Genomic DNA, 11,897 nt, shown 5'->3' with positions numbered 1-11,897 from the left:
AAGCGGTCAGTCCTGCTGCAGAGCACCCTGCAGGTCGAGGCTGATCGTGACGTCCTTGCCGACGAGCACGCCACCGGTCTCGAGCGCGGCGTTCCAGGTCAGACCGAAGTCCTCGCGGTTGATGACCGTCTTCGCCGATGCGCCGGCCTTGTAGTTGCCCCACGGGTCGCTGCCGAAGCCACCGAAGTCGAGCTCGAAGCTCACCGGCTTGGTGATGCCGCGGATCGTCAGGTCTCCATCGACGAAGAGCTCGCCACCTTCGGTGCGAGCACCGGTGGAGACGAACTCCATGGTCGGGAAGTTCTCGGTGTCGAAGAAGTCACCCGAACGCAGGTGGGTGTCGCGGCCCTCGTCCTTGGTGTCGATCGAGGTCACGTCGACGCTCGCCTCGACGCGGGCCTCGAGGGGGTTCTCGGGGGCGACGAGCGTGGCGCTCTTGACGCCGAAGGTGCCGCGCACCTTCGAGATCATCATGTGGCGGACGCTGAAGGTGACCTCGCTGTGCGAAGGGTCCAGCACCCAGGTACCTGCGCGGTAACCGGGGATGTCGATGGTGGTCATGGGATCTCCTCACGGGACGAAGGCCGCATCTGCGGCATACGAGTGTGCAACTCGCATTCACGAGAATACATTCCCGTGAATGAGGAATTGCCGGGAAAGAATCTGTCGTGCACAACGCGCCCGCCCCCGGAGAGGGGACGGGCGCGTTCACACAGCGAAGGGATCAGCCGACGGCGACCAGGTCGATGATGAAGATGAGCGCCTTGCCGGACAGGAAGTGTCCGCCACCGGCAGGGCCGTAGGCCAGGTGGGGCGGGATGACGAGTTCGCGTCGTCCGCCGACCTTCATACCGGGGATCCCGTCCTGCCATCCCTGGATCAGGCCGCGCAGCGGGAACTGGATGGTCTCACCACGGCCCCACGACGAGTCGAACTCCTCACCGGAGTCGAACTCGACGCCGGCGTAGTGCACGGTCACGGTGTCGCCGGGCTTGGCCTCGGTGCCGTCACCCTCGATGAGGTCGCGGATCACGAGCTCCGCGGGGGCGGTACCGGTGGGGGCGTCGAACTCAGGCTTTGTGCGATCAGTCATGCTTCCATCCAACCGGAGCCCCGCTGACGGGTCAACGCGAGTGCACCTGCTCACAGCGAACACCCCGGCAAGAAGGCCTTGACACTCCCCGACGACCGGGTGCACCCTGTTTACAGATCAACTCAGCGCCCGGTAGACATGCAGGCATCGCCGCAGCACCGGGCGCTGAGTCTTTCTCCCCGGCCCGCGTTTTCGCCGTTCGGTCGACCCGTCAGTACCCGAGCAACGCCGCTCTGGTCGCGCGGGTGCGGATCAGCAGAGCCCGCTCGTCGTCCGCGGCGAGCGGATCGCGACCGGTGACGGCGCGCTGCCGCACCGACGCCAACGCCGTCGCATCCTTGATGAACTCGCGCATGAGCGGTCGACGATCACCGCGGAGCTGCGCCGCCCAGGCGAGGCCGGTCTTGCGTCCGGCAGGGGTGGCCAGCATCGTGACCTCCTCCGGCGTGAACCATCCCGCCGCGGCGTACTCTCCCAGCCGCGCGCGCGTCAGACGCGCCTCCTCACGCCGCAGAGCGATGATGCCCAGGATGAAACCGACGAACAGCGGCACCTGCAACGTGAAGTAGAGCACGAAGAAGTCGGCGAAGGTGGCAGACCCGTTCCACAGCCCGTGCAGCACGACGGCTCCGAGGAGGCCGAGCAGGCCGGCAGCCGCGGCGGTACCGGCGGACGCGTGACGCCGGGCAGCGAGGCCGATCGCGAACCCGGTCAACGAGGTGAACATCGCATGCGCGAACGGCGAGAGCAGCGCCCGCACGACGAAGGTGACGGTGAGTTCCTCTCCCCCGCCCTCGATCAGACTGATCGCGAAGTACTGGATGTTCTCGGTGAAGGCGAAACCCGCGCCGACGAGCGCTCCGTACACCACGCCGTCCACGGGGCCGTCGAACGCGCGCCGGGCGACGAGGAAGACCAGGAAGACGCCGAGTCCCTTCCAGAACTCTTCGACGATCGGCGCCTGGATGACGGCGGTCAGCACATCGTCACGCGGGCCGACGAGCAGCGTGATGCCGACATCGACCAGCAGCGTGAGTCCGACCGCGGCGATCGCGCCCCACGCGATCGCGAAGAACACCAATCGCTTCGGCTCGGGTTCCCAGCGGTCGATCATCCGGACGCCGAGGAAGACGATCGTGAGCGGGATGAGTGCCAGCACCAGCCCGATCACGGATGCGAGCGGGCCGAGCGCCCAGACGAAGTACCCGATCAGCCCCAGCAGGAGGAACCCCAGAATGCCGAACAGCCAGATCGAGACCGTGCGACCCTTCCTGGTCGGCACGGGAAGGGCGGGCAGGGATTCCGCCGGCGACGGCGCGACCGGCGCGGGCGGCGTGTAGTTGGTCGGTTGTGCGAGTGCGGATGCGTACTGCTGTTGCGTCGAGAAAGCGGCCGGCGTGTACGCGGAGGACGAGTACTGCTGCTGCGTGTACGGCGCGGGCTGTCCAGATGCCGCCGGTGGCGTGTACGGCGAGGGCTGCTCAGGCTGGGACGGTCCTCCGGAAGTCATAGCCACAGCATATGGGCCACAATGGATCCCGCTTCGATATGGCGGACACCTCCAGGCGTGAGGTGTCCCCACCCGGTAGCGTAGAGACATGCGGTTCGCTCATCTGCGCCGTGCTGACTCCCCCGGCGCCGTCCTGGCCGTGGTGGAGGATGCCGACGCCATCCTCGTCTCTGATCTCCTCGCCGATGCTCCTGCGACCCTGCAGCAACTCATCGAAGGAGGCGACGAGACTCTCGCCGCCCTTCGCGCGGCGCTCATCGACGGCGATGCCCCCCGGCATCCCCTCACGGAGTGGGCATTCGCCTCGGCCGTCATCGCGCCGCCCGCGGTGCTCGCCGTCGGGCTCAACTACGCCGCCCACTCGAGCGAGCTCGGGCTGAAGACGGATGCCGCGCCGACCGTGTTCACCCTGTGGCCAAACTCGCTCACGGGACACGAGCAGACGACATCCTGGCCGCGTGCGCTCAGCGAGGCGGTCGACTACGAGGCGGAGCTCGGCGTGCTCATCGGCGAGCCGGCGAAGGACGTCGCCGAGCACGATGCGCTCTCGCACGTGTGGGGCTACACCGTGGTCAACGACATCACCGCCCGCAACGTCCAGTTCGCCGAGGCGCAGTGGTCGCGGTGCAAGTCCTTCGATGGCTTCACACCGACCGGACCGTTCGCCGTGACCGCCGACGAGATCGCCGACCCGCAGGACCTGCACATCTGGACCGTCGTCGACGGCCACACCGTGCAGGACGCATCCACCGACCAGATGGTGCGATCGGTGGCCAAGCTCATCGCTCACCTGTCCCAGTCGCTGACTCTGCTGCCGGGAACACTGATCTCGACGGGAAGCCCTGGAGGGGCGGGATACTCACGCGACCCGCAGATCTTCCTGCGTGACCGCTCCACCGTCACGGTCGGCATCGACGGTATCGGCGAGCTCACCACGCACTGCCGCATCATCGACTGACGCCCGAGCGACCGACGTCGCACACACGACGACGAACGGCCCTGACGATCTCTCGTCAGGGCCGTTCGCGTCGTCGGATCAGATCTCGATCAGGTCCTCCGGAGCGATGATCGGAATCGCGGCGGTGACCGCCTCGAGTCCGGACAGACGCGCCGGCGAGAGCTGCTTGATGACCTCGTCGCGCGACATGAGTCCTGCCTCGACGACCAGATCGGCGACGTTGCGGTTCGTGAGGAGCGCCGTCTTCGCGAGCGCCGCGGCCGCCGCGTAGCCGATGAACGGGGTGAGAGCCGTGATGACCCCGACCGAGGCGCCGACCATCGCGCCCAGGCGGTCACGGTTGGCGGTGATCCCGTCCACGCAGTTGACGCGCAGAGTCCACATAGCCTGACGCATCCAGGTGATCGACTGGAAGATCGAGTGCGCGATCACCGGCTCGAACGCATTGAGCTGGAGCTGCCCGCCCTCGACAGCCATCGTGACGGTCATGTCAGCGCCGACGACGGCGAAGGCGACCTGGTTCACGACCTCGGGGATGACCGGGTTCACCTTCCCCGGCATGATGCTGGAGCCGGCCTGCATCGCCGGAAGGTTGATCTCGCCGAGTCCGGCCTGCGGACCGGAGGCGAGCAGGCGGAGGTCGTTGCAGATCTTCGAGAGCTTGATCGCATTGCGCTTCAGCGTCGAGGAGAACGACATGAACGAGCCGGTGTCGCTCGTGGACTCGACGAGGTCGGTCGCGGTCGACAGGTCGAGCCCGGTGATCTCACGCAGATGACGCAGCACGGCGGGTGCGTAGTCGGCGTGCGTCGTGATGCCGGTACCGATCGCCGTCGCGCCCATGTTGATCTCGAACATCAGCGAGGCGTTCTCGGTGAGACGGCTGTGGTCCTCGCCCAGGGTCGTCGCGAACCCGTGGAACTCCTGGCCGAGGGTCATCGGCACGGCATCCTGCAGCTGGGTGCGACCGACCTTGAGGATGTCGTGGAACTCCCCGGCCTTGCCGAGGAACGACCGACGCAGCAGGTCGAGTTCGTCGAGCAGCGAACGCAGGGTGAGCGACAGGCCGATCTTCACCGCGGTCGGGTACACGTCGTTCGTGGACTGGCTGCGGTTCGTGTGATCGATCGGCGAGAGGAAGGCGTAGTCGCCCTTCTCGTGCCCCGCCATCTCGAGCGCGACGTTGGTGATGACCTCGTTCGCGTTCATGTTCGTCGATGTGCCGGCACCGCCCTGGATCACTCCGACCGTGAACTGATCGTGGAACTCGCCGTCGATGATGCGCTGTGCGGCCCGATCGATGAGGTCCGCCCGCTCGGGGTCGAGCACACCGATCTCCCGGTTCGCCCGCGCGCTGGCCTGCTTGACCATGGCCAGGGCTCGAACCAGGTCGGGATACACCGAGATCGGACGCTTGGTGATGGGGAAGTTCGCATCCGCGCGGGCGGTGTGGATTCCCCAATACGCGTCGGCGGGGATCTCCATGCTTCCCAGCGAATCGGACTCTGTGCGGGTAAGGGCAGGCGCGGCAGAAGCCATGTCACATCCTTGTGGGTCGTGGCGAGTGTGAGAGGTGGGGGATGCCACCAGTCTACGCCTGCGCGACAGAGCCCATCGCGGCACGGCGTCAGCGCGTCGGTTTGCGGGAGAAGGCCTCCAGGCGCCCGTCCGGGCCGAGTCGCGCCATCCGCTCCAACCACTCGGGAGAGAAGTACGTGCCGGTCGCCGCGTCGGTGACCGGCACCACGGTGTGTGTGATCGTGTCCGGGTGCACATGCACGAGCTGGAAGGCCTGCGCGGCATCCATCCCGTTCACTGCGGCGGCCGGCAGCGCGACGTTCATCGTGTAGCAGGTGGCCGAGGAGACGCTCACAGGCACGCCCGCGAAGGTGCCGTGCGAGGAGTAGTGCAGGTGACCGGCGAGGATGCCGCGCACGTCGGAGCCGCGCAGGACGGCGGCGAGTTCATCCTGATGACGGAGCTCCAGGATGTCGAAGAGAGGCAGATGACTCGGAAGCGGCGGGTGATGCATGGCGAGCAATGTGCCGTGCGGCGCCGGTTGCGCCAGGATGCCGGAGAGCCAGTCGAGCTGCCCCGCATCGAGGTCGCCGTGGTGCCACCCCGGAACGCTGGTGTCGAGGGCGATCAGCCGGAGCCCGTCGAGATCCCACACCCCGGTGACCGGCTCCTCGGTCGGCGGAAGGTCGAGGAGCCCCGCACGGAGCGCCGGTCGCTCGTCGTGGTTTCCTGCGACCCAGACGACAACGGTGTCGAGCTCCTCCGCGATCGGCTCGACCGCCGCACGCAGGCGGCGGTACGCGTCGGGCTCCCCCAGGTCGGTGAGGTCACCCGTGATCACGATCGCCGACGGGTGCGGATGGACCTGCCGGATCGCCTCCAGCGTGCGGGCGAAGTTCGTCTCGACGTCGTACCGCCCGCCGAGTCGTGCACCCCCGGCGAGGAAATGAGGATCGCTGACGTGGATGATCACATGCGAGGCGGGCCGATGACGACCGAACACGAACTCATCGCCGCTGGGCTCTGACATGCCCTCAGCCTAGGCGGCGAGCACGACGCTCAGTGACCGACGACGATGATGAGGATGCCGGCCGCCACGGCAGCCGCGCACAGGCCGAAGCAGGCGTACGCACCGACCAGCGACAGCTTCTTCTGCCCTTCCGTGAGCGGACTCTTCTTCGCGGCCTTTGCGGACTGCTTCTCCGCGCGCCTCAGATCCTTCTCGGTGATCACGGTGATCGCATCCGTGAACTCCGCCGGGCTGACGACCGGGGACCGGCCGCTGCGCACGAGAAGGCGGAGCCCGACAGCGTAGAACGTGACGATGGCCGTGGCGCCGACGAGCGCCGCCACGAAGACGAGCAGGAAGGCATTCCAGTCGATAGAGACGTTCACTTCGACTCCTCGTTCCGCGTCGCGTCAGCATCCGCCGGCAGAGTCGGCACCGTCGGCAGCGTCGCCGTCGACGGCACCGCCTTGCTGCGCGCCTTCTTCGCGGCCTTCTGCTTGGATTCGGCCTTCGCCTGCTCCCGAGCCAGGGCACGCGCCTTCGATTCCGCCTTGGCGCGCTCGATGCGCTGCTGACGACGCGTGGGCGGAGGGGTGTCGGGATGCTCGATCGCCAGACCCGACTCGGCGACGTCGCTCATCGCGTTGGCGGGGGTCACCGCGTCGCGGCGCGAGCGCAGGAACAGACCGATGATCACGATCAACGCCAGGACCGCATCGATGAAGATGCCCCAGTTGCCCAGCCAGTTGATGAGCAGCGCGGCCAGAGCGCCCACGGCGCCGGCCGCGGGAAGGGTGAGCAGCCAGCCGATCGCGATTCGGCCCGCCGTGCTCCAGCGCACGCTGGATCCGCGACGCCCGAGACCCGAGCCGATGACGGAACCGGAGGCGACCTGTGTCGTCGACAGCGCGAAGCCGAAAGCACTCGACGCGAGGATCGTCGCGGCCGTGGAGCTCTCTGCGGAGAAGCCCTGGGCGGGCTTCACGTCGGTGAGCCCCTTGCCGAGTGTGCGGATGATGCGCCAGCCACCGAGGTACGTTCCCAGAGCGATCGTCACGGCGCAGGCGATGATGACCCACAGGTACGGATCCGCCTGCGACTGGCTCTGCCAGCCCACTGTGATCAGGGCGAGCGTGATGACACCCATCGTCTTCTGCGCATCGTTCGTGCCGTGAGCGAGCGCGACGAGCGACGAGGTGAAGATCTGCCCCCAGCGGAAGCCGTCTCGCCCATCGGGCTTGTTGTCGTATCTCCGAGTGATCGAGTAGGCGATCTTCGTGGCGGCGAAGGCGATGATGCCCGCCGTGACCGGTGCGATCAGCGCCGGCAGGATGATCTTCGACAGCACCATCCCGAAGTCGATGCCGCTCGCGCCCACTCCGACGAGAGTCGCGCCGATGAGGCCGCCGAACAACGCGTGCGACGAACTCGACGGAAGACCGAGCAGCCACGTGAGCATGTTCCAGGTGATCGCGCCGATCAGTCCGGCGAAGATCATCGGCAGGAACACGTCCGCCTTGATCCCGTCCTCCTGGATGATGCCGTGCGAGACGGTCTTTGACACCTCCGTCGACAGGAAGGCGCCGACGAGATTGAGGACGGCCGCGAGGAGCACAGCGGTCTTGGGCTTCAGCGCACCGGTCGCGATGGGCGTGGCCATCGCATTCGCGGTGTCGTGGAAACCGTTCGTGAAGTCGAAGAAGAGTGCCAGCAGGATAACCAGCACGACGATGAGGGCTGCGGTTTCCACCGTTCGCTTTCGGTCGTTGAGGAAGAGGGAGATGTCGACGAGATCGACGTGATGAACGAAGAGTTCACCGTGGGTTTGACTTCCGTTAACCGGCCCCGATGAATCCTCCCACCCTCCTCCGCGCCGGTCAACTTCACCTGGGATAGCGTGGAGCGGTGACTGACGCACCGATCGCCGCCCGCCGTCCGACCCCGCGAACCCATCACGGGGACACCTTCGAAGACCCGTACGAGTGGCTGCGCGAGAAGGACTCCCCGGAGGTGCTCGCTCATCTCGAAGCGGAGAACACGCACACCCAGGACGAGACCGCTCACCTCGAAGAGTTGCGCGAGCGCCTGTTCCAGGAGATCAAGGGGCGCGTGCAGGAGACCGATCTCTCGGTGCCGACGCGCCGCGGCGACTGGTGGTACTACAGCCGCACCGAAGAGGGCGCGCAGTACGGCATCCACTGCCGTGCCGCCGCCGCCGCACACGACTGGACTCCGCCGCTGCTGCAGCCGGGCGTCCCCGTTCCCGGCGAGGTGATCCTGCTCGATGGGAATGTCGAGGCGGAGGGACACGAGTTCTTCTCGCTCGGAGCCTTCGACACGACCGATGACGCGTCGTTGCTGCTGTGGTCGACGGACTTCGAGGGCGACGAGGTCTACACGGTGCACGTCAGAGACCTGACGACGGGCGTGACCCTCGACGATGAGATCCCCGACACCGGGAGCGCGTTCTTCACGCCCGACGGATCGGCGATCATCTACACGACCCGCGACGACGCGTGGCGGCCGGACACGCTCTGGCTGCACCGGCTCGGCACGCCCGTGACCGATGACGTGAAGCTGTTCCACGAGCCCGATGAGAAGTTCTGGCTCGGCGCCGGCATCACCCGCAGCCGTCGCTATCTCGTCATCGGGATCGGCTCGAGCATCACCAGCGAGGAGTATCTCGTCGATCTCGAGGGCGAACTGACCGCGACGCCGCGGATCGTCTGGCCACGCAGGGAAGGCGTGGAGTACTCGATCGACCATGCGATCGTCGACGGCGAAGACCGCCTGTTCATCCTGCACAACGACGACGCGCTGGATTTCGAGCTCGTCTCCGTGCCCGCGCTCACGCCCGAGGGCGAGCGCAGCATCGTCGTGCCGCACGTCGCCGGACGTCGCCTTCTCGGCATGGACGCGTTCCGGGACTTCGCCACGGTCGAGTACCGCAGCGAGGGGCTCGAGCGCATCGGACTGCTCGACTACGCGACCGATGCGGTCGACGAACTCACCTTCGACGAACCGCTCTACTCGGCAGGCGTGAGCGGAAACCCGGAGTGGCACTCGCCGTACCTGCGTCTCGGCTACACGTCCTTCGTGACGCCCAGCACGGTGTTCGACCTCGATCTCGCCACGCGTGAACTGGTGCTGCGCAAGCGCGCGACCGTTCTCGGCGGTTACGAGCCGGGCGACTACGGACAACAGCGCGCATGGGCGACCGCGGAAGACGGCACGGAGGTGCCGATCTCGCTGGTCTGGAAGCGCTCGTTCGGCGCGCCCGGCGATCAGGCCCGCCCCGTTCACCTCTACGGATACGGCTCATACGAGCATTCGATCGATCCCGGCTTCTCCGTCGCACGACTCTCGGAGCTCGACCGCGGCGTGATCTTCGCGGTGGCGCACGTGCGCGGCGGCGGCGAGATGGGACGCCAGTGGTATGAGGAGGGCAAGCTCCTCCACAAGCGGAACACCTTCACCGACTTCGTCGCCTGCGGTCGGCACCTGGTCGACAGCGGCATCACCTCGCCGTCGCAGATGGTGGCCGAGGGCGGAAGCGCCGGAGGATTGCTCATGGGCGCCGTGACGAACCTCGCCCCCGAGCTGTTCGCCGGCATCCTCGCCGCGGTGCCGTTCGTCGACGCGCTGACCACCATCCTCGACCCCTCACTCCCCCTCACCGTCATCGAGTGGGACGAGTGGGGCGATCCGCTCCACGATGCCGAGGTCTACGCGTACATGAAGTCGTACACGCCCTACGAGAACGTGCGCGACGGCGTCGCCTACCCGCGGATCCTCGCCGTGACCTCGCTCAACGACACCAGGGTGCTGTACGTCGAGCCCGCCAAGTGGGTCGCGCGACTGCGTGAGGCCGGAGCATCCGATGTCCTCCTGAAGTGCGAGATGGTCGCGGGCCACGGCGGCGTGAGCGGTCGGTACAACTCGTGGAAGGAGCGAGCCTTCGAGCTCGCCTGGCTGCTCGACACGCTCTCCCTCGCCGACTGACGGCTCTGCTCCTCTGCGGCTTCTGCGCCTCCGGGGTAGGCGATCTCCCGGAGCAGGCCGAATTTGTGCGTATCGGCCTACGCCGGACAGGGCTGCCCAGCCGCAGGTTGCCCACGGATTCCGCGAACGGGGCTCGGGCGGAATGCGCCGCCACGGCACACTCGTCCGATGCTCCCGCTCTCCGAACGGATGCGACGGCACCACGGCGTCGCGCACAGCACCACGGCACGCAACGCCGGCGACGCGCACGCACGTCGCGGTCGCGGGCACCGCGTCTCGAATCGGCGCCCCTCACCTCGCCGTGCGGCATCCTCACTCTCCGACTCCGCACTGGAGACGAGGTTCGTCCGGATCATGCGCGAGATCGGTGTCGTCGTCACACAACAGGTGTGGATCGACGGGCAGCCCGTCGACGGGCTGCCCGGCGAACTCCTGGTCGTGCAGTGCGACGGGTTCGCCCATCACTCGAGCGCACGGGATCGCCGCCGTGACATCGCCGTCGATGCGCGCCTCACCTTGCTCGGGTGCACGGTGCTGCGATTCGACTACCACCAACTGCTCTTCGACCCGGCTGCGGTGCAATCCCCTACCTCCGCGACGGAAGTCTCAGCCGAAGAGAGCGGCGGCCTCGTCATAGCGGCTGCGCGGCACTGTGTTGAGCTCGCCCAGCGCCTCGGCGAACGGCACCTCGACGATGTCGGTTCCCCGCATGGCGACCATCTTGCCCCACGACTGCTGCACGAGGGAATCGGCGGCGTGCAGCCCCAGGCGCGTCGCGAGCACGCGGTCGAAGCCCGAGGGCGATCCTCCGCGCTGGATGTGTCCGAGCACGGTCGAGCGCGTCTCGATACCCGTGATGCGCTCGATCTCCGGAGCGAGCACCTCGCTGATGCCACCGAGGCGCGGTCGGTTGAACGCGTCGAGGCCCTTGTCGCTGTATGCCTCGTCCATCCCGGTGAGCGTGAAGCCTTCGGAGACGACGACGAGAGGGGCACGTCCGCGATCATGGGCGCTGCTGACGAGCGCCGTGATCTCATCGATCGACATCGGCACCTCGGGGATGCAGATCACATGAGCGCCCGCGGCCATGCCGGCGTGCAGGGCGATCCAGCCCACGTGGCGGCCCATGACCTCGGCCACCATGCAGCGCTGATGCGAGTCACCGGTGGTGCGCAGACGGTCCATCGCGTCGGTGGCGATGTTCACGGCGGTGTCGAAGCCGAAGGAGTAGTCGGTCGCGCGCAGGTCGTTGTCGATCGTCTTGGGAACGCCGATCACGTTGATCCCGTCGACCGCGAGGCGATTGGCCGCGGCCAGAGTGCCCTCGCCACCGATCGCGACGATGCCGTCGATGCGATGCGCGGCGAGCGTCTTCGCGATGTTCTCGGCTCCGCCGCGCGGACCCTCGTACGGGTTGGTGCGGCTCGTGCCGAGGATCGTGCCGCCGACCTTCGACAGTCCCTTGACCTCGTGCCGCGTCAGCGGGAAGAAGTCCCCGTCGACGACACCGCGCCATCCGTCTCGGATGCCGACGAACTCCAGGTCGTAGGTCGTGGTGCCCTTGAGCACGATGCCGCGGATGACCGCGTTGAGACCGGGGCAGTCGCCACCGCTCGTCAGGATGCCGATCTTCATGCTGTTGCCTTCAGACGCTCGGGAAAAGGGGGAAGAGGCGACGCTGCCTTCGATCGACACTAGTGGCACGGTGCCACCGGACGCCATTCGACGCAGACGAAAACCCCGGATCTTGACGGCTCCCCGTCACCGAATCTCCGATTTTCTGGAAACTCCACGCTGGGGAGGTCAA

The 11,897-nt window shown here is 67.2% G+C and carries 11 protein-coding genes; 2 read left to right on the top strand and 9 right to left on the bottom strand.

Translation table 11 applies throughout. The features are described from left to right. Positions 1-6 precede the first annotated feature (6 nt). From P0Y60_09145 to P0Y60_09135, 3 genes are all read right to left on the bottom strand, one after another. Positions 7-561, bottom strand: coding sequence for a YceI family protein (locus tag P0Y60_09145; GenBank protein ID WEK59557.1), 555 nt, complete (start codon positions 559-561; stop codon positions 7-9). 163 nt (positions 562-724) lie between these two features. After that, complete coding sequence (locus tag P0Y60_09140; protein ID WEK59556.1) at positions 725-1,093, bottom strand: FKBP-type peptidyl-prolyl cis-trans isomerase; 369 nt, start codon at positions 1,091-1,093, stop codon at positions 725-727. Positions 1,094-1,304: 211 nt separating this feature from the next. Further along, entirely contained in the window at positions 1,305-2,603 is a 1,299-nt protein-coding gene (locus P0Y60_09135) for a PrsW family intramembrane metalloprotease (protein ID WEK59555.1), read from the bottom strand. Between the two features lie 88 nt (positions 2,604-2,691). On the opposite strand from P0Y60_09135, the gene P0Y60_09130 reads away from it, so the two are divergent. Continuing rightward, positions 2,692-3,561, top strand: coding sequence for a fumarylacetoacetate hydrolase family protein (locus P0Y60_09130; protein ID WEK59554.1), 870 nt, complete (start codon positions 2,692-2,694; stop codon positions 3,559-3,561). A 78-nt stretch (positions 3,562-3,639) separates the two neighbouring features. On the opposite strand, the gene P0Y60_09125 is transcribed toward P0Y60_09130, so the two are convergent. From P0Y60_09125 to P0Y60_09110, 4 genes are all read right to left on the bottom strand, one after another. Beyond that, on the bottom strand, positions 3,640-5,100 hold the full coding sequence (locus P0Y60_09125; protein ID WEK59553.1) for an aspartate ammonia-lyase: 1,461 nt from the start codon (positions 5,098-5,100) through the stop codon (positions 3,640-3,642). Positions 5,101-5,188: 88 nt separating this feature from the next. After that, the gene (locus tag P0Y60_09120) at positions 5,189-6,109 is read right to left on the bottom strand and encodes a metallophosphoesterase (protein WEK59552.1); all 921 of its coding nucleotides are present in this window, start codon (positions 6,107-6,109) and stop codon (positions 5,189-5,191) included. A 29-nt stretch (positions 6,110-6,138) separates the two neighbouring features. Next, positions 6,139-6,474 carry a peptidase gene (locus tag P0Y60_09115; protein ID WEK59551.1) on the bottom strand — a complete coding sequence of 112 codons (336 nt, stop codon included), beginning with the start codon at positions 6,472-6,474 and terminating at the stop codon, positions 6,139-6,141. After that, positions 6,471-7,838 carry an inorganic phosphate transporter gene (locus P0Y60_09110; protein WEK59550.1) on the bottom strand — a complete coding sequence of 456 codons (1,368 nt, stop codon included), beginning with the start codon at positions 7,836-7,838 and terminating at the stop codon, positions 6,471-6,473. The genes P0Y60_09115 and P0Y60_09110 overlap by 4 nt, the downstream gene beginning before the upstream one ends. Before the next feature lie 155 nt (positions 7,839-7,993). Between P0Y60_09110 and P0Y60_09105 the strand changes: the two genes are divergently transcribed. Further along, a complete protein-coding gene (locus tag P0Y60_09105) occupies positions 7,994-10,090 on the top strand; it encodes a S9 family peptidase (GenBank protein WEK59549.1) in 2,097 nt (698 codons plus the stop codon). A gap of 312 nt (positions 10,091-10,402) precedes the next feature. On the opposite strand, the gene P0Y60_09100 is transcribed toward P0Y60_09105, so the two are convergent. Beyond that, positions 10,403-10,552, bottom strand: a complete 150-nt coding sequence (locus P0Y60_09100; GenBank protein ID WEK59548.1) for a hypothetical protein — start codon at positions 10,550-10,552, stop codon at positions 10,403-10,405. Positions 10,553-10,696: 144 nt separating this feature from the next. Further along, positions 10,697-11,725, bottom strand: a complete 1,029-nt coding sequence (locus tag P0Y60_09095) for an ATP-dependent 6-phosphofructokinase (protein WEK59547.1) — start codon at positions 11,723-11,725, stop codon at positions 10,697-10,699. Positions 11,726-11,897 lie beyond the last annotated feature (172 nt).

The organism is Candidatus Microbacterium colombiense (assembly GCA_029203165.1).
Taxonomy (GTDB): domain Bacteria; phylum Actinomycetota; class Actinomycetes; order Actinomycetales; family Microbacteriaceae; genus Microbacterium; species Microbacterium colombiense.
This window is presented reverse-complemented; position numbering and strand designations above follow the sequence as displayed.